Annotated in this window: 19 protein-coding genes; 12 read left to right on the forward strand and 7 right to left on the reverse strand. The window is 71.8% G+C overall.

Features of this window, described 5'->3' with window-relative positions:
• Positions 1 to 2 precede the first annotated feature (2 nt).
• The 3 genes from AB0I88_RS01425 to AB0I88_RS01435 all read right to left on the reverse strand — a co-directional run bounded on the left by AB0I88_RS01425 (position 3) and on the right by AB0I88_RS01435 (position 2,872).
• On the reverse strand, positions 3 to 827 hold the full coding sequence (locus tag AB0I88_RS01425) for an FAD binding domain-containing protein (RefSeq protein ID WP_361017074.1): 825 nt from the start codon (positions 825 to 827) through the stop codon (positions 3 to 5).
• 69 nt (positions 828 to 896) lie between these two features.
• Positions 897 to 1,850 carry an acetylxylan esterase gene (locus tag AB0I88_RS01430; protein ID WP_361017076.1) on the reverse strand — a complete coding sequence of 318 codons (954 nt, stop codon included), beginning with the start codon at positions 1,848 to 1,850 and terminating at the stop codon, positions 897 to 899.
• The gene (locus tag AB0I88_RS01435) at positions 1,850 to 2,872 is read right to left on the reverse strand and encodes a substrate-binding domain-containing protein (protein ID WP_361017078.1); all 1,023 of its coding nucleotides are present in this window, start codon (positions 2,870 to 2,872) and stop codon (positions 1,850 to 1,852) included. The genes AB0I88_RS01430 and AB0I88_RS01435 overlap by 1 nt, the downstream gene beginning before the upstream one ends.
• 212 nt (positions 2,873 to 3,084) lie before the next feature.
• Here AB0I88_RS01435 and AB0I88_RS01440 point away from each other — a divergent pair, with 212 nt between their 5' ends.
• The 7 genes from AB0I88_RS01440 to AB0I88_RS01470 are packed head-to-tail and all read left to right on the forward strand — an operon-like array spanning position 3,085 to position 11,257.
• Entirely contained in the window at positions 3,085 to 4,083 is a 999-nt protein-coding gene (locus AB0I88_RS01440) for an ABC transporter permease subunit (protein ID WP_361017080.1), read from the forward strand.
• Entirely contained in the window at positions 4,080 to 4,949 is an 870-nt protein-coding gene (locus AB0I88_RS01445) for a carbohydrate ABC transporter permease (RefSeq protein ID WP_361017082.1), read from the forward strand. Before AB0I88_RS01440 ends, AB0I88_RS01445 begins: the two co-directional genes overlap by 4 nt.
• 15 nt (positions 4,950 to 4,964) lie before the next feature.
• Complete coding sequence (locus AB0I88_RS01450; protein WP_361017084.1) at positions 4,965 to 6,608, forward strand: extracellular solute-binding protein; 1,644 nt, start codon at positions 4,965 to 4,967, stop codon at positions 6,606 to 6,608.
• Positions 6,608 to 8,092 carry a xylan 1,4-beta-xylosidase gene (locus tag AB0I88_RS01455; protein ID WP_361017085.1) on the forward strand — a complete coding sequence of 495 codons (1,485 nt, stop codon included), beginning with the start codon at positions 6,608 to 6,610 and terminating at the stop codon, positions 8,090 to 8,092. Before AB0I88_RS01450 ends, AB0I88_RS01455 begins: the two co-directional genes overlap by 1 nt.
• Before the next feature lie 43 nt (positions 8,093 to 8,135).
• Complete coding sequence (locus AB0I88_RS01460; RefSeq protein WP_361017087.1) at positions 8,136 to 8,822, forward strand: hypothetical protein; 687 nt, start codon at positions 8,136 to 8,138, stop codon at positions 8,820 to 8,822.
• Positions 8,819 to 10,837: a beta-galactosidase gene (locus tag AB0I88_RS01465; protein ID WP_361017089.1), complete on the forward strand. Its 2,019-nt coding sequence runs from the start codon at positions 8,819 to 8,821 to the stop codon at positions 10,835 to 10,837. Before AB0I88_RS01460 ends, AB0I88_RS01465 begins: the two co-directional genes overlap by 4 nt.
• 33 nt (positions 10,838 to 10,870) lie before the next feature.
• Positions 10,871 to 11,257 carry a hypothetical protein gene (locus tag AB0I88_RS01470; RefSeq protein ID WP_361017091.1) on the forward strand — a complete coding sequence of 129 codons (387 nt, stop codon included), beginning with the start codon at positions 10,871 to 10,873 and terminating at the stop codon, positions 11,255 to 11,257.
• 36 nt (positions 11,258 to 11,293) lie between these two features.
• Here AB0I88_RS01470 and AB0I88_RS01475 read toward each other — a convergent pair whose 3' ends face one another.
• On the reverse strand, positions 11,294 to 11,869 hold the full coding sequence (locus AB0I88_RS01475; protein ID WP_361017092.1) for an ABATE domain-containing protein: 576 nt from the start codon (positions 11,867 to 11,869) through the stop codon (positions 11,294 to 11,296).
• A gap of 72 nt (positions 11,870 to 11,941) precedes the next feature.
• Between AB0I88_RS01475 and AB0I88_RS01480 the strand changes: the two genes are divergently transcribed.
• Positions 11,942 to 12,679 (forward strand): MBL fold metallo-hydrolase, encoded by a 738-nt coding sequence (locus tag AB0I88_RS01480; protein ID WP_361017094.1) that lies wholly within the window; start codon positions 11,942 to 11,944, stop codon positions 12,677 to 12,679.
• Positions 12,680 to 12,760: 81 nt separating this feature from the next.
• Here the strand turns inward: AB0I88_RS01480 and AB0I88_RS01485 are convergent, their stop codons facing one another.
• On the reverse strand, positions 12,761 to 13,939 hold the full coding sequence (locus tag AB0I88_RS01485) for an MFS transporter (protein WP_361017096.1): 1,179 nt from the start codon (positions 13,937 to 13,939) through the stop codon (positions 12,761 to 12,763).
• 16 nt (positions 13,940 to 13,955) lie between these two features.
• On the opposite strand from AB0I88_RS01485, the gene AB0I88_RS01490 reads away from it, so the two are divergent.
• On the forward strand, positions 13,956 to 15,005 hold the full coding sequence (locus AB0I88_RS01490) for a LacI family DNA-binding transcriptional regulator (RefSeq protein ID WP_361017097.1): 1,050 nt from the start codon (positions 13,956 to 13,958) through the stop codon (positions 15,003 to 15,005).
• 248 nt (positions 15,006 to 15,253) lie between these two features.
• A complete protein-coding gene (locus AB0I88_RS01495; protein ID WP_361017099.1) occupies positions 15,254 to 18,058 on the forward strand; it encodes a TIM-barrel domain-containing protein in 2,805 nt (934 codons plus the stop codon).
• Between the two features lie 281 nt (positions 18,059 to 18,339).
• Here the strand turns inward: AB0I88_RS01495 and AB0I88_RS01500 are convergent, their stop codons facing one another.
• A complete protein-coding gene (locus AB0I88_RS01500) occupies positions 18,340 to 20,250 on the reverse strand; it encodes an alpha-glucuronidase (RefSeq protein ID WP_361017101.1) in 1,911 nt (636 codons plus the stop codon).
• Positions 20,251 to 20,386: 136 nt separating this feature from the next.
• On the opposite strand from AB0I88_RS01500, the gene AB0I88_RS01505 reads away from it, so the two are divergent.
• Positions 20,387 to 21,226, forward strand: coding sequence for an SGNH/GDSL hydrolase family protein (locus tag AB0I88_RS01505; protein ID WP_361017103.1), 840 nt, complete (start codon positions 20,387 to 20,389; stop codon positions 21,224 to 21,226).
• 48 nt (positions 21,227 to 21,274) lie between these two features.
• On the opposite strand, the gene AB0I88_RS01510 is transcribed toward AB0I88_RS01505, so the two are convergent.
• Positions 21,275 to 21,541 (reverse strand): helix-turn-helix transcriptional regulator, encoded by a 267-nt coding sequence (locus AB0I88_RS01510; RefSeq protein ID WP_361017105.1) that lies wholly within the window; start codon positions 21,539 to 21,541, stop codon positions 21,275 to 21,277.
• 78 nt (positions 21,542 to 21,619) lie between these two features.
• On the opposite strand from AB0I88_RS01510, the gene map reads away from it, so the two are divergent.
• On the forward strand, positions 21,620 to 22,387 hold the full coding sequence (gene map, locus AB0I88_RS01515; protein WP_361017107.1) for a type I methionyl aminopeptidase: 768 nt from the start codon (positions 21,620 to 21,622) through the stop codon (positions 22,385 to 22,387).
• The last annotated feature ends 858 nt before the right edge of the window (positions 22,388 to 23,245 follow it).

Consider the following 23,245-nt stretch of genomic DNA (forward strand, 5'->3'; position numbering starts at 1 on the left):
GGCTACAGCGCGTCGCGGGCGCGGGTGAGGGCCCGGCGGGTCAGGGTCTGGAAGGCACGCCGGTCCCGGACCGCGTCGACGGTGGCCGCCGCCTCGGCGGCCGCGGAGATGCACGCGTCGGACAACTCAGCCCCGAGCAGCACGTTCTCCGCGGCGCGGGCCCGCACCGGGCACGGGCCGGCGTTGGCCAGACCGATCGCCGCCCGGCTGACCAGTCCCCCGGTCACGGTCACCACGGCCATCGCGGCGGCCTGCGGATAGATCGTCACCCGGCGGTCCTCGGCGTATCCGGTTCCGGTGCCGTCCGGGAACACCGGCAGACGGGCCTCCACCAGCAGTTCCTCCGGACGGCGCACGGTCGAGAACGGCCCGGTGAAGAACTCCGTGGCCGGGACGGTCCGGCAGCCGTCCGGGCCGGTCAGGGTCAGCTCCGCGCCGACCGCCGCGGCGAGGGCGGGCCATTCGGCCGCCGGGTTCGCCCAGGCGAGACTGCCCAGCATCGTGCCGCGGGCGCGGATCGGCGGATGCCCGATGTGCCGCACCACGGTGCGCATCAGGTCGCCGAGCGCCCCGCCGACGGTGTCCGACTCGAACTCGCGGTGCCGGACCAGCGGCCCCACCTGGACGTGGTCCTCACGCTCGGTGAGCGTGTCCAGCCCGTCGACCTCGTTGATGTCGACCACCCGGCGGGGCGCCTCCTTAGGCGCGGTCAGCTCCAGGATCAGGCTCTGCCCACCGGCGAGGACCGCGGTCTCCCCGTCGGCGAGAGCGCCCAGCACCTCTTCCAGCGTGCGCGCCGCGACGTACTCGACGACCGCAGGTCTCATTTCACGTCCTCCACCGGTTCGGGCTCAGACAGTTTCCCGGGGCCGGCGGCGGAAGGAAACGCCGTCCTTCTATCGGGTGACCACGTCACGGAGCCAGCGGACCTGGTCGCGTACGTGGTACGCCTCGCCGCCCTCGTGACCGTTGAACGGGTACACGCGCATCTCGCGGGGCGGCCGCCACCGGTGGTAGGCGGCGAATCCGGTGCTCGGCGGGCAGACCGTGTCGCGCAGGCCGATGCCGAAGTGGGCCGGGGCCGCCGCCCGCCGGGCGAAGTGGACGCCGTCGAAGTACGACAGCGTGTGCCACACGGTGTCGGCCGCGTCGCGGTGCACGGCCAGGTAGGCGGCGATCGCGCCGTACGGCTCGGCGTCGGTGAGGTCGACGGCGCGGCGGATGTGGCAGAGGAACGGCGCGGAGGTGAGCACCGCGGCCAGGCCGGGGACGAGGCCGGCGACGGCGATCGCCAGTCCCCCGCCCTGGCTGTTGCCGGCGACCGCGACCCGGGCCGGGTCGGCGCCGGGCAGGGCGCGGACGGCGTCGACGGCCCGGACCGCGTCGGTGATGAGACGGCGGTAGTGGTAGTCGTACGGGTCGAGGATGCCGCGGGTGACCGGGCCGGGACCGCCGGACGCGTACGGGCGCGGGTCGGGGGTGTCGCCGCCGCTGCCGTACTGGTCGCCCTGCCCGCGCACGTCCATCAGCAGGTGGGCGTATCCGGCGGCGGGCCAGGTGAGCCGCTCGAACGGCAGGCCCCGGCCGCGGCCGTACCCGACGAACTCGACGACGGCCGGCAGCGCTTCCGCACGGCCCGCGGGGCGCGTGTACCAGGCCCGGATCGGGTCACCGCCGAACCCGGCGAAAGTCACGTCGAAACATTCGAACAGCGGCAGGTCGTCCGGGCCGGGGGTCACCTCCAGCAGGACCGGTCCGCGGGCGGTGTCCAGGGTGGCCGTCCAGAACGCGTCGAAGTCCTCCGGTTCGGGCCCGGGGGACCGGTCTCGCGGCGGGCCGGAAGCGGCCATCACGAGTTCCGGGGGGCCGCGGTGCTCTCCCGGACGACCAACTCGGTGACCAGGTCGATCCGGGTGGTCGGGACGCGCACGCCCCGGGCCAGGTCGAGCAGCATCCGGGCGGCGGTCCCGGCCATCGTCGTCACGTGCTGGTCGACGGTGGTGAGCGCGGTGGCCGACCACGCGGCCATCGGCACGTTGTCGTAGCCGACCACGGACACCTCGGACGGCACCGTGAGGCCGAGCTTGCGGGCGGCCCGGATGACGCCCATCGCCTGCATGTCGGAGCCGGCGAAGATGGCGGTCGGCGGGTCCGGCCGGTCCAGCAGCGCGAGGCCGTGCTCGAAGCCGGTGTCGCCGGTGAACAGCCCGTAGCGGACCAGCTCCGGATCGACCGCCAGCCCGGTCTCGTCGAGCGCCGACCGGTAACCGGCCACCCGGGCCCGGCTGCACAGCACGTCCTGCGGCCCGGAGATCACCGCGATCCGGCGGTGGCCGAGCTCCAGCAGGTGGCGGGTGGCGAGCAGGCCGCCGTTGAAGTTGTTGGAGCCGACCGTCGGCACCGAGGCGGCGGTGGCGCTGTCGGTGTCCAGCACGACGAACGGGATCCGCTGCCGTTCCAGTTGGCGGCGCTGGGTGTCGGTGAGGCTGCACAGCACCAGCAGGACGCCGAGCGGGCTGCGGGCCAGCACGTCGTCGGCCCAGTACGCGGGCGGCCGGTGCTCCCCGCCGAGCTGCGACACGACGAGTTCGACCCGGGCCGGGGCGGTGACCAGCTCGACGCCGCGGATCACCTCCATCGCCCAGGCCGAGTCGAACTCGTGGAACACCAGGTCGATGTGGCCGGTGACGGCCGGGGGCCGGCGGTTGCGCCGGCGGTAGCCGTGCCGTTCCAGGCTCTCCTCGACGCGTGCCCGGGTCCGCGCGGCCACGTCGGAGCGGCCGTTGAGAACCTTCGAAACCGTCGCCGCGGAGACCCCGACCTCGTCCGCGATGACGGCGATCGTCGCGGGACCGGAGTCCGACCCTGTCATCGAAACATCACGCCTCACTCTCGGATTTTTCGGCATCATCCGTCGCCGTCGGCGAGCACGCCACCTGCCACGCATCGATGTAGTCCACATTGAGCCTCATCATGCTTGCCAGGTCAAGACCCTTGACATGGTCGAAAAGTGGGGCTTAAGTTCCCCGCCATACATGCCGTAACGTCAATGAAACTTTCGGAGAACCTACCGACTGGGGCGGTATGAGAATCACTTCCGGACCGGACGCACGCCGGCACGACGTGCCCGGCACCCCGCACCGGGCGGCCGCACCGCCCACCGCCCCGCTGCGGCCCCGCAAGCGGACCTGGGGGCAGGCGCTGCGGCGGGACTGGCAGTTGTACTCGCTGGCCGTACTCCCGCTGTTGTTCTTCCTGGTCTTCCGCTACCTGCCGATGATCGGGAACGTCATCGCGTTCCGCCGCTACGAGCCCGGCGGCGACCTGCTCGGCGAGTACTGGGTGGGCCTGCGCTACTTCGAGATGTTCCTGAACGACCCGACGTTCTGGCAGGTGTTCACCAACACGGTGGTCATCGGCGGGCTGACCCTGCTGTTCTGCTTCCCGCTGCCGATCGTGCTGGCGCTGCTGCTCAACGAGGTCCGCACCCGCTGGCTCAAGGGGTTCGTGCAGACCGTCTCCTACCTGCCGCACTTCCTGTCGATCGTGGTCGTCGCCGGCCTGATCTTCCAGACCGTCGCCGTCGACGGCGTGATCAACCAGGGGCTGCGGGCGCTCGGGCAGGACCCGGTGGCGTTCATCCAGGACCCGGACTGGTTCCGGACCATCTACGTCTCGTCCGAGGTCTGGCAGACCGTCGGCTGGGGCACCATCCTCTACCTGGCGGCCCTCACCACGATCGACGACGACCTGTACGAGCAGGCGAGCATCGACGGCGCGAACCGCTGGCGGCAGACCTGGCACGTGACCCTGCCCGGCATCCGGCCCACCATGATCACGCTGCTGATCCTGAACATCGGCACGTTCCTGGCGGTCGGCTTCGAGAAGATCCTGCTGCTCTACAACCCGCTGACCTACTCGACCGCCGACGTGATCGCCACCTACCTCTACCGGGTCGGCATCGTCTCCGGCAGCTTCAGCTACGCCGCCGCGATCGGCCTGTTCGAGTCCCTGATCGGGCTGGCGCTGGTGCTCGGCGCCAACACCGTCTCGCGCCGCACGGTCGGGACGAGCCTGTGGTGAGGCCGGCCCGGGGGTACCGGGTGTTCCAGGTGGTCAACGGGTTCGTGCTGGCTGGGGTCGTGCTCGTGACGCTGTTCCCGTTCGTCAACATCGTGGCGCGGTCGTTCAGCGGCGAGCACGAGATCCGGTCCGGGCAGGTGACGCTCTGGCCGAAGGGGTTCAACCTCACCACGTACGAGAACGTCATGTCCGATCCGCTGTTCTGGATCAACTACCGCAACACCGTCGTCTACACCGTGGTGGCCACCGCCATCGCCCTGGTGCTGACCACCTGCTACGCGTACGTGCTGTCCAAGCACCGGCTGCGCGGGCGCGGCCTGCTGGTCGGCGTCGCGGTGTTCACGATGTTCTTCAACGGCGGCCTGATCCCCAACTACGTGCTGGTCAGCTCGCTGGGGCTGCGCAACACCCTGTGGGCGATCGTGCTGCCGAACGCGATCAACGTGTTCAACCTGCTGGTGATGAAGGCGTTCTTCGAGAGCCTGCCGGCCGAACTGGAGGAGGCCGCCGCGGTCGACGGCCTCGGCACCTACGGCATCCTGGCGCGGATCGTGCTGCCGCTGTCCAAGGCGGTGCTCGCCACCATGCTGCTGTTCTACGCCGTCCAGTTCTGGAACTCGTGGTTCGCCGGATTCCTCTACATGGACCGGCAGGAACTGTTCCCGGTCACCGTCTACCTGCGCAACCTCATCGCCGGCGCCACCTCCGGCACGGACATCACCGCGACCAGCGAGACCGCGCTGCAGGTCGCCGCCAGCATCCAGGCCGTCACCATCGTCCTGACCATGCTGCCGATCATGCTCGTCTATCCGTTCATCCAGCGTCACTTCGTCTCCGGCGTCATGCTCGGCGCCGTCAAGGGATAGCCAAGGAGTCCTCCCATGGTTCAGCTGACCCGACGACACCTACTCACCGCGTTCGGAGCCGCCGCCGTCACCACCGTCGCGGGCTGCGGTGACGGCGAGGAGTCCACCGAAGGACTGGACGGCAAGCGCGCCGGCGCCATGGAGGCGTTCCGGGCGGGCGACCAGTTCAAGGCCACCGAACCGGTCACCTTCTCGATCATGATGCTCAGCAACCAGGCGTACCCGTACAAGGCGGACTGGCCGTTCTTCGCCGAGCTGGCCGAGCGCACCAACGTGACGCTGGAATCGACCGCCGTGCCGGGCAGCGACTACAACCAGAAGCGCAGCGTCATGGTGAGCGCCGGCGACGCCCCGATGATCATCCCGAAGACGTACCACCCGGACGAGGAGGCGTTCATCGCGAGCGGGGCGATCATCCCGGTCAGCGACTACATCGACCTGATGCCGCACTACAAGGAGAAGGTCGCCCGCTGGAACCTGCAGCCCAACCTGGACGGGTTCAAGGCGCAGGACGGCAAGTACTACCTGCTGCCCGGGCTGCACGAGAACACCTGGCAGGACTACTCGCTCGGAGCGCGCACCGACGTCATGGAGAAGCTCGGGCTGTCCCAGCCGCGGACCTGGGACGACCTGGCGAACGTGCTGCGGGAGATGCGCAAGGCCCACCCGGACGTCTACCCGCTCTCCGACCGGTGGAGCACGCCCCCGCAACCGGGCGCCAACAACCTGCTCAACCTGATCGCCACCGCCTACGGCACGCACGCCGGCTGGGGCTACCGGCCGACCCACTGGGACGCCGCCGCCGGAAGGTTCGTGTTCTCCGGCGCCATGGACGAGTACCGGCAGATGCTGCAGTACCTGAACACGCTGGTCACCGAGAAGCTGATCGACCCGGAGAGCTTCACCCAGACCGACGACATCGCCCGCCAGAAATTCGCCAACGGCAAGTCGTTCATGATCAGCGCGAACGCCCAGACCCTGGTGAACGAGCTCCGCAAGGACATCGCCAAGATCCCCGGCGCCGAGGTGTCCAAGCTGATCCTGCCGACCGGGCCGGCCGGGGCCACGCTGCCCGGCGAGAACCGCCTCGAGAACGGCATCATGATCAGCAAGAAGGCCCTGGAGAGCAAGAACTTCGTGGCCATGATGCAGTTCATCGACTGGCTCTGGTACTCCGACGCCGGCCTGATGTTCAGCAAATGGGGCATCGAGGGGCAGACCTACTCCGGCAAGGTCGACGACGGCAGCTTCAAACTCGACCCCGGCGTCAAATGGGGCGGCCTCAACCCGGACGCCCCCAAGGATCTCCAGGTCGACTACGGGTTCTCCAACGGCGTGTTCGCCTACGGCGGCAGCACCGCGATGCTCAACTCGCAGTTCTCCGAGGAGGAGAAGATCTTCCAGGCCGAGATGAACAAGCGCGAGATCCGGCCGGTCGACCCGCCCGCGCCGCTCAACGACGCCGAACGCGAGCAGGTCACCCTGTGGGCGTCGGCGCTCAAGGACCACGTCAACCAGCAGACCCTGCGGTTCGTCCTCGGGCAGCGGCCGCTCAGCGAGTGGGACGCCTACGTCAAGGAACTCGAAGGCAAGAACTCGGCGCGGTACATGGACACCGTCAACAAGGCCTACGAACGGTACAAGAAGGAACACGGCTGATGAACCCGTTCCCCTCGGCGTGGCGCGAATGCGTCGGCACCGGCCGGATGGAGCTCTCGCTGCGCCGCGACCACCAGGAGTCCCTGGCGCTCGTGCAGCGCGAGATCGGATTCCGGCACATCCGCGGGCACGGGCTGTTCAGCGACGGGATGGGCATCCACCGGCCCTTCGACTGGGCCGGGCGGCGGCGGGTGCGGCACGCCTTCACCTACCTCGATCAGGTCGTGGACACCTACCTCCAACTGGGCATCCGCCCGTTCCTGGAACTCGGGTTCATGCCGTCCGGGCTCGCCTCCGGCGACCAGACGGTGTTCTGGTGGGGCGGCAACGTCACCCCACCGGCGTCCCACACCGAATGGGCCGATCTGGTACGCGCCACACTCACCCACCTGATCGGCCGCTACGGGCTCGGCGAGGTGCGCGGCTGGCCGATCGAGGTGTGGAACGAACCGAACCTGCCACAGTTCTGGAAGGACGCCGACGCGGACGCCTACCACCGGCTCTACGAGGTGTCCGCGAAGACCGTCAAGGAGGTGGACGCCGGGCTCCAGGTCGGCGGTCCGGCCGTCTCCCCCGGCGCGGACAAGTGGCTGGAGACGTTCGCCGAGTACGTCTGGCGCCACGACGTGCCGATCGACTTCGTGAGCCGGCACGCGTACACGTCGGGGCCGGCCCGGCACGTGCCGTTCGGCGTGCGCCAGAGCCTGGCCCCGGCGTCGGAGCTGCTGGAGCAGTTCGCGATGCCCCGGCGGCAACTGGCCGGAACACCGCTGGAGGGACTGCCGGTGCACATCACCGAGTTCAACTCGTCGTACCGGCCGGACAACCCGGTCCACGACACCGCGTTCCACGCCGCCTACCTGGCCCCGGTCCTGGCCGGTGGCGGCGACCTGTGCGACTCGTTCGCCTACTGGACGTTCAGCGACACGTTCGAGGAGGAGGGCGTCCCCACCGCCCTCTTCCACGGCGGATTCGGCCTGCTGACACACCGCCAGATCAAGAAACCCGTCTTCCATCTGTACGCGTTCCTCGCGCGCCTGGCGCCCGAGTTCGTCGCGCGTGGACCCGATCACCTGATCACCGCCGACCCGTCCGGCCGGGTCACCGTCCTGGCCTGGGCGCCGGTCGACCACACCGACGCCGACGCCTCGCCCGCCACCCACCACGTGCGACTGTCGCTGCCCGGGTCCGGCCGGTCCGTCTTCCTGCTGCGGTCGAGCGTCGACGACGAGCGGGGCAACGCGTGGGCGGCGTGGCGGGAGATGGGCCGGCCGCACTCCCCCACGGCACGGCAACTCGACCTGCTGCGGGAGGCGGCCGAACCGGCCCGCGTCCACCGCGGCGTACCGGTCGTCGACGGCCGCGTGGAGATCGAGATCGCTCTCACCCGGCACGAGGTCACCCTGCTCGAACTGACGCCGGTCGTCGACGAGACGCCCCCGTGGTGCGACGACACCCTTCCGCTCTCCGGGGACGAATCATGAGCGGGGCCGCGAACGCCCCGGTCGGCTCGGCGGAGGTGGCGCCGTGACCAGCGCCGCCGGGAGCTGGGAGCGGTTCGGGACCGGGGCGCTGTCGCGGACCGCCGCCCTGGTGCACAACCTGCTCGTCGTGGAGCTGCTCCTGCGGGTCACCACCCTGCCGGGGCTGGTCGCGACGGCGCTCGACCGGGACGTGTCGAACCTGCCGCTCGTCGCCCTGTGCGCGCTTCCGGCCGGGCCCGCGCTGTCGGCGGCGCTCTACGCGCTGCACCACCGCGGCAGCGACCTCACCGACCTGCGTCCGGCGGCGGCGTTCCTGCGCGGCTACCGGATGAACGCGGGCGGGGCGCTGCTCGTCTGGGGGTTCTGGCTCGGCTGGATCACGGTGCTCGCCGTGAACCTGGCCAACCTGGGCGCGTCCGGACTGCCCGGGTGGTGGGTGGTGCCGATGACGCTGGTCGGCGCGGGGACGACGCTGTGGATGCTGAACGCCCTCGTGATCACGTCACTGTTCGCGTTCCGGGCCCGTGACGTGGCGCGGCTGGCGGCGTACCTCCTCTTCCGGGCGCCCGGCGTGAGTCTGGGCAACGCCTGTCTCGTCGTCGTGGTTCTCGGTGGTGTGCTGGCCGGTTCCGAGGCCGTCGTGGCTCTGGCCGGATCACTGCTGGCGCTGGCGCTGCTGAGCAACAGCCGGCGGCTGATCGCCGTCGTACGGAAGGAGTTCACCCGTTGAAGATCGGTTTCGGCGGCGACTACCACCCGGAGCAGTGGCCCGAGCCCGTCTGGGACGCCGACCACAAGCTGTTCGGCGAGGCCCACATCGACACGCTCACGGTCGGCGTCTTCACCTGGGGGCTCACCCAGCCCGGCCCGGACACCTACGACTTCACCACGCTGGACCGGATCGTCACCCGTGCCGCCGACGAGGGCCGGCGGATCTGCCTCGCCACCGGCACCGGCGCACACCCGGCCTGGCTCGCCCGGCAGCACCCGGAGGTCACCCGCACCGACTTCGAGGGCCGCAAACACCGGTACGGGCAGCGCCACAACTCCTGCCCCAGTTCCCCGGTCTTCCGGCGGCTCTCCACCGAGATGGCCCGCCGCCTCGCCCGGCGCTACGGCGGGAACCCGGCGGTCATCGCCTGGCACGTCGGCAACGAGTACGGCGGCGCCTGCTACTGCGACCTCTGCGCCGAGGGATTCCGGGGCTGGCTGTACGAGCGCTACGGCGACCTGGCGACGCTGAACGACGCCTGGTACACCACTTTCTGGTCGCACACGTTCACGAGCTGGGACCAGATCGAGCCGCCGTCCGCGCTGACCGAACACTGGCGCGGCCCCGACCACACCGCCTTCCAGGGCATCACCCTCGACTATCTGCGGTTCATGTCGGACGCCATGCTCGCCGGCTTCCGCGACGAGAAGGCGGCGATCCGCGAATCCGACCCGTACACCCCGGTCACCACCAACTTCATGGGCCTGTACCGGCCGGTCGACTACCACCGGTGGGCTCCGCACCTGGACTTCGCCTCGTGGGACAACTATCCGCCGGACGACCGCTCACCCGCCCGGATGGCGCTCGCCCACGACCTGATGCGCGGGCTCAAGGACGGGCAGCCGTTCTGGCTCATGGAGCAGACCCCGAGCGTCACCGCCTGCCGCGACGTCAACCCGGTCAAACGGCCCGGCGTCATGCGGCTGTGGAGCTGGCAGGCGGTCGCGCACGGCGCCGACGCGGTGTTGTTCTTCCAGATGCGGGCCGCGCGCGGCGCCAGCGAGAAATACCACGGCGCGGTCATCGGCCACGCCGGCCGCTCGGACACCCGCGTCTTCCGGGAGGTCGCCGCCCTGGGTGGTGAGCTCGCCCGGCTCGGCGACGCCACGCTGGGCGCGCGCACACCGGCCCGGGTGGCGCTGCTGTTCGACTGGGACTCGTGGTGGGCGCTGGAGATCTCCGACGGGCCGTCCCGGCTGGTCCGCTACCTGGACGTGGTCACCGCCTACCACCGGGCGCTGTGGTCGCTCGGCGCCGACCTCGACGTCGTCGCGGTGACCGCGCCGCTCGACGGCTACGACGTGGTGGTCGCCCCGGTCCTGCACATGATCAAGGGGGACCTGGCGGACCGGCTCGCGGCCGTCGCCTTCCGCGGCGGCTCGGTGGTCACCACCTTCCTGTCCGGGCGCGTCGACGAGAACGACAACGCCTTCCTCACCGACGTGCCGGGCCCGCTGGCCCCACTTCTCGGGGTACGCGTCGACGAATGGGACGCCCGCGAACCCGTCCACGTCAACCGGATCCGGGTGGGCGACGTGACGTTCCAGTCCCGTCTGCTGTTCGAGCTGGTCCTTCCGCAGGGCGCCGAGGTCGTCGGCCGCTACGAGGAGGACTTCTACGCCGGGACCGCGGCGATCACCCGCAACGACTACGGTGCCGGCCACGGCTGGTACGTGGGCGCCGGCCTGGACTGCGCCGGCGTGACCTGGGTGATCCGCCAGGTCCTCCAGCGGCACGCCCTGCTCGGCCCCTACCCGGATCTGGGCGAGGTGGAGACGGCGGTACGCGTCGCCCCGGACGGCAGCCGCCTGCTGTTCGTCCTCAACCACGCCTCCACACCGGTCGACCTGCCGGCGGTCCCCGACGGGGAGCACCTGCTCTCCGGCGATCCGCACCGACTCGAACCGTACGGCGTGCGCATCATCCGGATGGACCCGGCCGGCCCTCGGTGGTCCGGCCGGGACTACGGGTGATCTTGCGTTGACGCGCCGGGTTAGCGTGGCTGTGTGACGGACAGCCGGGACGACCGCATCGTCGCCGAGTTCGGTGACGGACATGCCGTGGAGGACATCGCGGCGCGCTACGGCCTCACCGTGGCGCAGGTCTACATGGTCGTCGAGCGTGAGGTCGGGCCGGCCGCCCACCCGCCGGCGCCGGGCCATCACGCCCCGCCCGCCCACGGCTCGCCGCCGCCCCGGTACCACACGCCGGCCGCGTATGCGCCCGCGCCGCATCCCGGCTTCCCGCCGCCGGGCTACCGGGACGTGGACACCATCGTCGCCGAGTACGGCGCCGGATACGACGTCCAGTGGATCGCCTACAAGCACGGCCTCACAGTCGAGTGGATCTACTACCTGGTCGGCCAGGCCGTGCGGGACGAACCCGGCGCCTAGCCGCCTTCGGCCAGGCCGTGCGGGACGAACCCGGCCCTAGCCGCGGTCGGCGCGGCGGGCGTAGGCGCGGGCCGCGCGGGCACGGTCGCCGCAGCGCACCGAGCACCAGTGCCGGCGCCCGCTGCGCAGCAGGTAGCGGATGCACGGGCTGGAGTCGCAGGCCGTCAGCCGCCCGGCGTCGGGGCCGGTGAGCAGGTCGGCGGCGTCGGCGGCCAGCACACCGAGGGCGTGGTCGACGGCCTGGTCGGTCGGGTGCGGCGCGACCCGGCGCAGGCCGCCGGCCGGGTCCCAGCGCAGCTCGGCGGCGGTCGGGACCCGGGTGAGCGCCGTGTTGACGGCGGCGAGGGCCGTCGCGGGCGGTTCGGCGCCCTGGATCGTGGCCGCGAACAACTCCCGGATCCGCTCCCGGAGGGCGCGCAGCCGTCCGGCGCACACCTCGTGCAGGGCCGCGGCGGCCGGCGCCAGGTCCCGCTCGATCAGCCAGCGGCTCGCCTCCTCCGGTGTGCCGAGCAGGTCGACGGCCTGGCCGCCGGGCAGGGAGAGCCGGCTGTTGGCGAGGTCGAGGCCGGGATGCCGGTCGGCGCCGGGTGCCGCGGGAATCACGGGCCTCACGGTACAGCTTGCGTTCTTCCGTGACAAACGGCTAGCTTCACGGATGACAGCACTTCTATCCGTGAGGTTTCCATGTCTGACGCCATCACTGTCCGGACGTTCGGCGGGCCCACCGCCCTGTTCGAGTACGGCGGCCTCCGCCTGCTCACCGACCCCACCTTCGACGAGCCGGGCAGCTACACCTCGCCCAGCGGGACCACCCTGACCAAGCTGGCCCCGCCCGCGGCCACCCCGGACTCGCTCGGGCGGATCGACGTGGTCCTGCTGTCGCACGACCAGCACGCCGACAACCTGGACGACTCCGGCCGCGCGCTGCTCGCCGACGTCCCGCTCACCCTCACCACGGTCAGCGGCGCGCAGCGGCTCGGCGGCACGGCCCGCGGCCTGGCGGCATGGGAGTCCGTCCAGGTCGGCGCGGTCACGATCACCGGCGTCCCGGCCCGGCACGGTCCCGAGGGCTGCGAGCCGGTGACCGGCGACGTGACCGGATTCGTGCTGACCGGCGACGGACTGCCGTCGGTCTACGTCAGCGGCGACAACGCCGCACTGGAACTGGTCGAGGAGATCGCCGGGCGGTTCGGGCCGATCGACACGGCGCTGCTGTTCGCCGGGGCCGTGCGGACCGCGCTGTTCGACGGCGCGCTGCTCACCCTCGACAGCGGGCAGGCCGCCGAGGCCGCCCGGATCCTCGGGGCGAAGCGCGTCGTCATGGTGCACTTCGACAGTTGGGCGCACTTCACCGAGGGACGCGACGCACTGGTCAAGGCGTTCACCGCGGCCGGCCTCATCGACCGGGTTCAGCTGAACTGACCGGGTCAGGCACCGGCCCGGCGGGTCAAGGACCGGCCCGCCGGGTCAAGGACCGGCCGGCCCGGCGGTGGGGATTCGGGTTCAGGCCGGATGGCCGGTTCGGCGGTGGGCGCGCAGGCCGGTCCAGAGCAGGGCCACGGAGAGGGCGATCATCACCGGTTCCAGTACGAAGGCCGCGCTCAGCCCGTACCGATCAGCGAGAATGCCGAGCAGATAGGGTGACGCCGCCGTGACCAGGCCGAGCACCACCTGGGATCGCGCGTTGGCGGTGTCACCCCGGCCGGGCGCGGCGTCCAGCATGAGTCCCACGGCCAGCGGGTACAGGTTGGCGACGCCGGCGCCGCACAGGAACAGGCCGGCGATCGCCGGCACCGGATGGTCGGCGAGCCAGAACAGCAGGAACGCCGCGAAGGTCAGCGCCAGCGACGCGTACAGCAGGGGGATGCTCCGCCCGGGACGGCGGGTGACCGCCGATCCCAGCGCCCGCCCGATCAGGATGCCGAGGTAGTTGCTGCTCAGCGCCGTGCTGGCGGCCGTCGCGGACAGGCCGGTGGTGATCAGCATCTGCGGGCCGAAATACACCAGGCAGAACTCGATGGCCGCGCTCATCGCGGTCAGAACGGCGAAGAGCCGGCAGGCCACCGGCAGACGGCCGGCCCTCCCGGTCTCGTGGCGCTGCGGCGCCGCCGGCAGCGGCGTGCCGCGATAGCGCAGGTAGAGCGCCAGAAGGCAGACGGCCGGCAGGGCGAACGCCACCCGCCAGCCGAGCGCTCCGGCGGCGAGCGCGCCGAGGATCAACGGCCCGAGCACGGCGGACGCGCCGGCGCCGATGTTGGCCTCGGTCAGCGCCTGGTCGCGACGGGCACCGTGCCGGTCGGAGAGGATCGCCTGGGTCACCGCGACCAGGGCGGCGGCGGCCACGCCGAACACGACGGCGGCGGACAGCGTGACCGCCACGCTCCGGCCCAGGGTGAACATCGCCGCCGCGACCGTGCTGATCCCGGCCGAGCCCCAGAGCAGCACGTCACGCGGCAGGCGGCGAGCGGCGAAAGCGAAACCGGCGCCGGCCAGCGCGGACCCCAGCGACCACAGCACCGAGTAGAAGCCGAGCAGCGTGTACGAGAATCCGAGCTCGTCGCGGAGCAGGGTGACGGCGGGGCCGAACGCATACAGCCAGAAGGTGAAGGCGCCGAGCACGGCGTAGGAGAGGACGGTCGGCGCGTCCCGTACGAATCTCGCCTCATCTGTGTATCGATACACAGATAGAGTCTGCGCCATGACACGCGACCCCGGCAACCCGAGACGACGACCCACCATGGGCGAGGTCGCCCGGGCCGCCGGGGTGTCACCCATGTCGGTGTCGTACACGTACTCCCAGCCGGGACGGGTCTCCGCCGAGACCGCCGCGAAGGTGCGCGACGCCGCCCGGCAGCTCGGCTACCCCGGCCCGCACCCGGCCGCCCGGTCGCTGCGCCGTGGGCGGGTCGGCTCGCTCGGGGTCGTCCTCGGCGAACGGTTGAGCTACGCGTTCGACGACCCGCAGGCGGCTCGCTTCCTGGCCGGGGTCTCCGACGTGTGCGCCGCCGAAGGGGTCGGGCTCACCCTCGTCCCGGTGACCGGCGCCGCCACCGACGCGCAGCGGGTCGCCCAGGCGGCCGTGGACGGGTTCGTCGTGTGGACGACCAGCGACGACGACCCGATCCTGGACGCGGTCACCGGCACCGGCCTGCCCGCGATCATCCACGCCGGGCCGGAACGGCCGGGCCTGCCGGCGATCGGCGTCGACGACCGGGCGGCGGCCGTCGCCATCGGGCGGGCCGCGTTCGCCGGGGCCCGCCGGCCGGTCGTGCTCGGTTTCCCGCTCGATCGTGGCCGGGCCCGGCAGCTGATCGGCGGCGACCGGGCCGGCGAGATCCGCTACCACGTCACCCGCCGGCGCTGGGCGGGCTTCCTGGAGGCCTGGGGCCGTGCGCCCGCGGACCTGCGACTGGCGGCGTGCCCGCTCAACCACGTCACCGAGGGTGAGAGCTTCGCCGCCGAACTGTTCCGGGGCGACGATCCGCCGGACGCGATCGCCGCGATGAGCGACGAACTGGCCCTCGGCGCGCTGCGCGCCGCGGCGAGCGCCGGGCTGCGGGTGCCCGCCGACGTGGCGGTGACCGGCTGGGACGACACCGACGCGGCCGCGCCGGCCGGCCTCACCACGGTGGCGCAGTCCCTGCGGGACCAGGGCGCCGACTGCGCGCGGGCGGCGCTCGGCCGGCCCACCCGGGCGTCCCACCGGGACGCCTGGCGGGTGGTCACCCGCACGTCCACCCGCGTTTGACATCGGTCGCCCGTCGGCGCCCACCGGGGACCTGTGACGTCGCTTTCCGGAACGCGAGAGACGCTGCGGCCGCGTTGGTCCCGGATGCGCAAGTGCGGCCGTAAGCGGGTCGAACCGAGCGACGTGCCTGGCGCCTCACCTGCGTTGTTCCGGAACCGGCGGGGTTTGTTTGATCCATTGACAATCGTTTCGCGCAAATGACACGTTGGTGATCGATAAGTTTCGTTCGCGACCGATGGGGTGCGACAGTGCGCGTTCGTGTTCAACGGAGGATCGCCGCCGCGGCCTCCCTCGCCCTGGTGACGAGCAGCCTCGCGCTGCCGATGTCACCAGCAAACGCCCAGGCCACCGGCGGGCCACCGCAGTCCACGAAGGGGAAGGTCCGGCAATCGCAGACCGTCATCTCGGGTGACGCTCGATTCCAGATCCTCTCCCCCACCCTGATCAGGACCGAGTACTCCCCCGGCGGCCGCTTCGCCGACGGGGACACGCAAAACGTGATCGGGCGTGACGACTTCCGGCCCACCCGCTTCACGAAGCGGATCTCGAAGGGCTGGCTGACCATCGACACGGGCGCCGCCACGCTGCGCTACCGGGTCGGCTCCGGGCCGTTCGACGAGGACAATCTCAGCGTACGGCTGACCACGGGACGACAGGCCGTGACCGCCGCGCCGTGGGCGGGTCAGGGCGCTCCCGAGTGCACGCCCGGCGTGCTGTGCGAGGCCGAGGACCTGGCCCTGGCCGGGTTGAGCGTGGCCGCCGATCATGGAGGCTTCACCGGGCAGGGCTTCGCGGCGGGTTTCGAGGGCACCGGCTCCGCGCTCACCCTCGCCGCCGCCCCGGCCGCCGCGGGCACCCGGCAGCTGACCGTCCGCTACGCCAACAGCACCGGCGGCGACGGCCAGAACGTCAGCCGCACGCTGACCGTCACGGTCGACGGCACAGCGGCCGGCACGCTCACCCTGCCGCCGACCGCGAACTGGGGCACCTGGGCGCTCGCCTCGGTGCCGCTGCAGCTTGCGGCCGGCCGCCACGAGATCGCGCTGGTCCGCACACCGGCCGACTCCGGCAACGTGAACGTCGACAGCCTCGCGCTGCTCGCCGCGGGTGAGGCGTATCCCGCGCCGGTGCCGCCGAGCCCGCAGCCGTGCGCGTTCGGCACGCTCTGCGAGGCCGACACCGGCGCACGCGCCGGTGGGGCGAAATCCGCCGACGACCACAACGGATACTCCGGCGAGGGCTTCCTGGCCGGTCTGGAGCGGACCGACGCCGGGGTGACGCTGACCGTGACCGGGGTGCCGGCCGCCGGCGACTACCGGGTCCAGCTGCGTTACGCCAACGGGCAGGCCGGCAGCCAGCCGGTGCAGAGCCGCACCGTGTCGGTGACGGCGAACGACGGCCCCGCCGTCACGGCCACCCTGGCGCCGACCAGCGGATGGGACTTCTGGCGTACCCAGGAGGTCTCCGTCGCGTTGCGGGCCGGGACGAACACCGTGGCGCTCGGATGCCCGACCGGCACCGGTTGCCACGTCAACGTGGACACGGTGGCGGTCACCGCCCGCACCGCCCCGCTGCTGGCGCCGCACGCGCCGCTCGGCGGGTACCGGCGCGCCCTGGACGGCGTCAACGGTGGCGCCCGCACCTACGCCGGCCTGCTGTTCGCCGACGGCTGGTCGCTGCTCGACGACTCGGCCGTCCACACGCCGGCCCGTCACCAGGACGGGTACGTCTTCGCGTACGGCCAGGACTACCGCCGCGCGCTGCGGGAGCTGTCCACGCTGACCGGTCCCACCAAGCTGCTGCCGAAGTGGGCGTACGGCGTCTGGTACTCCGAGTACTACGACCGGACCGCGGCCCAGTTCACCGACATCGTGTCCCGTTTCCGCAGCGAGGGCGTGCCGCTGGACGTGCTCGTGGTCGACACCGACTTCAAGGCGCCGGACAAGTGGAACGGCTGGTCGATCGACGAGTCGCGGTTCCCGGACTGGAACGCGTTCGCGGCGGACCTGCACCGCAAGGGGATCCGCACCGGCCTCAACATCCACCCGAGCATCCTCGGCTCCGACCCGTTGTTCCCGCGGGCGCAGGAGATCGCCGGGGGCAGGCTCCAGCGCACCGGCTGCAACGGCGGGCCCGACTGCTACGTGTTCGACTTCGGTGACGCCGACCAGCTGAAGGCGTACTTCTGGCTGCACGATCAGATGAACGCCGACGTCGACTTCTGGTGGCTGGACTGGTGCTGCGACGCGACCCGCTCGTCGCGGGCCGACATCACCGGGGACACGCTGATCAACAAGGAGTACGCGGACCGTACCGGCTTCGCGTTCTCCCGGGCGTACGGGTCGCTGCAGGCCGGCGGCTACGCCAACCCGGGACCGGTGCCGACCGGGCCGTGGGCCGACAAGCGCACGACGCTGCACTTCACCGGCGACACCATCTCGAACTGGGAGACGCTGCGGTTCACCGTCGGCTACACCCCGGCGGAGTCGGCGGCCACCGGCCTCGCCGCGATCAGCCACGACATCGGCGGGCACACCGGCGGGCTCCAGGAGCCGGGCAGCGAGCCGGGCAGCACGAAGCTGCCCGACGACCTGTACGCCCGGTGGGTGCAGGCCGGCACGTTCCAGCCGATCGACCGGCTGCACTCCAACCACAGCGACCGGCTGCCCTGGCAGTACGGCGAGGCCGCCGGCGCGTCGGCGAAGAAGTTCCTGAACCTGCGCAGGAAGCTCCAGCCCTACACGTACGCGGCGGCGGTCGAGGCGACCCGTACCGGCACCCCGATCACCCGGGCCATGTACCTCGCGTACCCGCGGGAGCAGGAGGCGTACGCCTTCGCCGGCAGCCAGTACCTGTACGGACCGGATCTGCTGGTGGCGCCGGTGACCACGCCGGGCACGAGCGCGTCGACCACGGTGTGGTTCCCGCCGGGCAGCACCTGGACCGACTACTTCACCGGCGAGAAGTACCGGGGCGGCACCGTCGCCACGGTCACGACGACGCTGGACACGATGCCGGTGTTCGTCCGTTCGGGCGCCAAGCGGCCGGGCTGAGGCACCGCCCCGGGGCTTCGAGACGGACCGTCGTGCCGGAGCCCGGGCAGCGTGACGGCCCGCACGCCGGGCCGGCTGATCGCCGGAGTTCATCCGGTCACCCTCACCGTGCGAGGGTGACCGGGACCCGGCGAGCCGGGTCCCGGGGCGTTCATGTCCGGCACGCCTCACCGGCCGGCGAGAGGGTGTGTGTATACCTGCGACCCGCCGTGCCCGAGGCGGGGCGCCGGCCGGCGCGTTCGTCCGTCTCTCCGTCACCGGCGCGGTCCAGGGGACACGCGTCAATGAATGCGGCGGCCGTGGGCGTCGGGGACGCCGGACTTGCGGTGGAAGTAGGTGTTGATCTGGTCCCGCCACTCCGCCGCGCTTCGCACCTGTTCGTCGAGGCGTTCGGTGACACGGGCGTGCAGGGCGGGGTCGACCAGCCCGGCAGCCTCCTGCCAGCGGTCGCGCATGGCGCGGACCCGGTGGGCGCCGGCGAAGTGGGTGTCGTAGATGTGCTGGATCACCGTGACGCCGCTGTGCAGGACGTGGCCGTACGGCACGTGGTGGAAGAAGAGCAGCAGCTCGTCGGGGCACGTGGTGGGTGACTCGTAGCGCTCGGCCCACGCGGGCGGGTACTGGGCGGTGAAGCCGGTGCCGGTGGCGACGGTCCGGTCCACGCCGACGCCGTCCCGGTCGGCGAAGTGGTAGGTGCCCCACGGCGTGTACTCGTAGCCGTCCACGTCGGGGCCGTAGTGGTGGCCGGGGCGAACCATGAAGCCGGCGCCGAGCGGGGCGGTGTACTGCTCGTAGGTCTGCCAGGACTCGTCCATCAGGTCGTGCAGGATCTCGCGCAGCTCCGCGGAGGCGCCGGGGAAGGTCAGGTCGATCCACTCGTCCAGGATCGCGATCGGATCGCGGCTGGGATCCCAGGCGAGACGGCCCACGGCGTACAAGTTGGCCTGGGCCAGGGGGTGCCCGGTCCAGAACGGGTCGTCGCCGGCGTTCGAGACGGCGGCCAGGCCGGACACGTGACCGGCGACCGTACGCAGCACCTCGCTCCACATCGGCGGCAGGTAGCAGAGGTGCCGCTGCTGACCGGTGTACTCGGCGGTGACCTGCAACTCCACGGCCAGGCGGGTGGACGGCATGCCGAGCAGCACCGGGGAGATCGGCTCCCGCGCCTGGAAGTCCATCGGACCGTGCTTGACCTGGAGGATCACGTTGTCACGGAACCGGCCGTCGAGCGGCGCGAAGTGGTCGTGGGCGGCCCGTGCCCGGTCGGTGGTGCGGTCCCGCCAGTCCTGCCGGTGGTTGTAGACGAAGGCCCGCCAGTGGACCACCCCGCCGTACGGCTCCAGGGCCCCGGCCAGCATGTTCGCTCCGTCGGCGTGGCTGCGGCCGTAGGTGGACGGGCCGGGCTGGCCCTCCGAGTCGGCTTTCACCAGGTAGCCGCCGAGGTCGGGAACCGTGTCGTAGACCCGGGCGGTGGTGCTCTTCCACCAGGCGCGGACGGCCTCGTCGGCGGGGTCGGCGGTGGACAGGTCGCCGAGGATCACGGGGGCCGCGAAGTTGACCGACAGGTGGACGCGGATCCCGTACGCCCGGAACGGTGAAGCCAGAGCCGCGACCTCGGTGAGCCGATCGGTGAGCAGGCGGGTCTCGGTGGTGTGGACGTTGACGTTGTTGATCGCGACGGCGTTGACGCCGGAGGCGGCGAGCAGCCGGGCGTAGTCGCGGACCCGGTCGAGGTCGCGCAGCCGCCCGTCCGACCAGAAGAGCGAGCCGCCGGAGTAGCCGCGCTCGACCTGGCCCATCACCGGGTGCACGTCGATGTTGTCCCAGTGGTCGAGCATGCGGCGCGCCATCGTGGGCACGTGCCGTTCGTCGGCGAGATCCGGGTCGAAGGCCCGCTCGCCGCGCCGCACCACCTCGAAGAGCCCGTGCAGCAGGCCGGGCGGTCCGTCAGCGCTGATCAGGGTGGCGTCACCGTGGCGTCCCAGCCGAAAACCCTCGCCGCCCGGGCCGGCGATCGAGAGGATCAGGTCCGCGGTCCTCCCCTCCGGTACGAGTGAGCCGCCGAAACGACCGCAGGCCCGGGCGATCTCGTGGCGGACCGTGCCGGCGAGCGTCCCTTCACCGTGGACCACGACCCGCCGGGAGCCGATCGCCCGGAACGCCTCGAACGGCAGCCAGGCCGGATGGATCATGTGCGCCTCCGCAAGTCACATCGACGCCTCACGATATCGGACACCACGCCACCTAAAGCGCGCCTCGTACGAATGGGGTGAATGCTCCCTTATGATCCCAATGTCCGTTTGCGATCCCCCCGACTCGGAGAACGTCATGCCCAACCCAACCGCGATCTTCCGTCGCGTCATGGCCGCGTGCGTAGCCGTGGCGATGACCTCGACGGCCTGGGCCGCCCCCGCGGCCGTCGCCGCCCGCTCCGCAGCGCCGGAGCCCCTGCAGTACGTCGCCCTCGGCGACTCCGTCGCCGCCGGATACGGGGCCGCACCCACCCGGGACAACTGCGGCCGCAGCTCAGCCGCCTACCCGGCCCTGCTCGCCCGGCAGGCGCGCGGCGCCATCACGCTGCGCTTCCCCGCGTGCGTGAAGGCGACGGTCGACGACGTCGTCACCCGTCAGGCCGCCACGCTGAGCCCCGAGACGGATCTCGTGACCCTCACGGTCGGCGCCAACGACCTGGGCGTCAAGCAGGTCATGCTGGCCTGCCAGAGCCGCGCCCGGGTGGCCGCCTGCCGCACCGGCCACGCCGCGATCAACCGCAAGCTGTCCTCGACCCTGCCGCGTGATCTCGCCCGGATGATGCGCACGGTCACCACCGCCGCCCCGAAGGCCCGGATCGTGGTGACCGGGTACCCGCTGCCGTTCGCCCACACCCGGCGCTGCGTCGGCGTACCGGTCCAGCCGGCCCTGCGGGTGCGCTCCAACCAGGTGATCCACCGCCTCAACGCGGCGATCGCCGAGGCCGCCCGGCAGTCCCGGGTCCGCTACGCCGACGTGGCGCGGCCCTTCAGCGGGCACGAGCTGTGCACCGCCCGGCCATGGCTGATCGGCGCCGAGGGCCTCCGCAACGACACGGTCCTGCACCCCACCGCCGCGGGCCAGGCCAAGGGCTACTTCCCCGCCCTGGTCGAGGCCGGCCTCGCGGGCCGTCCCTGACGGCCGTCCGCGCCCGCCGGGTCGTCCTCCCGGCGGGCGCGGGCGCGGTCACGACGCCTGCCGCACCGGCATGTCGGCCAGCCAGACATCGGCGAGATCATTCAGGGGTACGCCGAGCGCCTGGCTCAGGCACACCACGGTGCCGAACGCCGGCGCCGGCAGACGGCCCGCCTCGATCTTGCGCAGCGTCTCGGGTGAGATCCCGGCCGCCAGGGCCACCTCGACGAGCCCCCGGTCGCCGCGCGCGACCCGGAGGGCGGCGCCGAGACGCTGACCCGCGGCGATCTGTTCGGCGGTGAGCGGTTGGCGAACCATGCCAGCACCATATCCCCCCACCGGGCGTGGTATACAAATACCGGTATAGAAATACCGTGCCATGTCGGGGAGGCAGTCGTGATCGAGCTCAAGTCCGCCACGGAGATCAACCGGATGGCGGTGACCGGCCGGTTCGTCGGCGAACTGCTCGCCGAGCTCAGCGGCGTCGCCGACGTCGGCGTCAACCTGATGGACATCGAGCACCACGCCCGCCGCCGCATCGCCGAACGCGGCGCCGAATCCTGCTACTGGGACTACGCCCCCTCGTTCGGGCGCGGCCCGTTCCGCAACGTGCTCTGCCTGTCGGTCAACGACGCGGTCCTGCACGGCCTGCCCCACGACTACGTGCTGCGCGACGGCGACCTGCTCAGCATCGACATGGCGGTCGGCATCGACGGCTGGGTCGCCGACTCCGCCCTGTCGGTGATCGTCGGGACCCCCGACCCGGCCGACCTCAAACTGATCGAGGCCACCGAGGTGGCGCTGGACGCGGCCGTCAAGGCCGCCCAGCCCGGCGGCCGCCTCGGCGACATCTCGGCGGCCATCGGCGAGGTGGCCCGCTCCTACGGTTACGGCGTCAACGGCGAGTTCGGCGGCCACGGCATCGGCCGCACCATGCACGAGGACCCGCACGTCGCCAACCACGGCCGCCCCCGCCGCGGCATCCGCCTCGACCCCGGCCTGACCATCGCGATCGAGCCGTGGCTCTGCGCCACCACCGACAAGATCCGCTACGACGAGGACGGCTGGACGATCCGCTCGGCCGACGGCTCCCGCACCGCACACTCCGAACACACGGTCGCGATCACCGAGTCCGGTCCCCGGGTCCTCACCCTCAGGGATTGAGGACACTCCGCGTGTGGAGTAGAGGTGCGATTCGCACCTCTACTCCACACGCCAAGCGGCACGGAGGGCGTGTCCGTACAACCCGGACGGCACGGTGATCCACTCCGGCTGGTCGTGAGCGCCGACCCTGCTGGCCGAATCGCCCGTCCGCCCGCCTGTACGCCCGCCGGGCGGGCGGGGCGCACAGCGCACCGACGGTGTGCCCCGAGCACCGCTGTGACACTCGTGAGCGACCGCGCAGGGCCTCGCGTGCGTGCCGAATCGCTCGGCCCCGTCTGCCCGCCGGGCGGGCGCACACAGCGCACCAACGATACGTCCTGGCGCCCTGCCACTCCGGCGCCCTGGCGCCCTGCCACGGGTGCGTTCGTTTCTGAGTTAGCTGGAAACTTATGATCGTTGCGGTGGTCCCGCGTCTCGCCTGGTCAGCGCCGCAAGTGGCGGTCATGGATGATGCCGGCGGCGGTTGCCGGGGTGTCATTGCTGCTGGCCGGGCCTTCTCGCCGATCTCCCTCAGAAACGAACGCACCCTCCGTGTCCCGTCTCCCCGGACGGGGATTCGTTCCTGCGTGCGCTGCCAGCCGGTGATCGTGGTGCTGGTTGCGTTTGGCGGCCGGCCCGTGCCACACGCTGGAGTCCAGGGACAGCGTCAGCGGCGTCCTGCCGCCCCGGCGCCCTGCCGCCCCGGCGCCCTCCGCCCACCGGCCGCCCTGCCGCCCCAGCGCCCTGCCGCCCTGCCGCCCCGGCGGCCGGTGGGAGGAGGGCGGAGGGCCGGCGCCCAGGGCGATGTGTGCTCGGAGAACGCCACACCCGTAGTGGGTGTGACGACACCCGTTGCGGGTGTCACGTCTACGGAACACA

Origin of the sequence: Actinoplanes sp. NPDC049802, assembly GCF_040656595.1 — a bacterium.
In the GTDB taxonomy this organism is placed as follows: domain Bacteria; phylum Actinomycetota; class Actinomycetes; order Mycobacteriales; family Micromonosporaceae; genus Actinoplanes.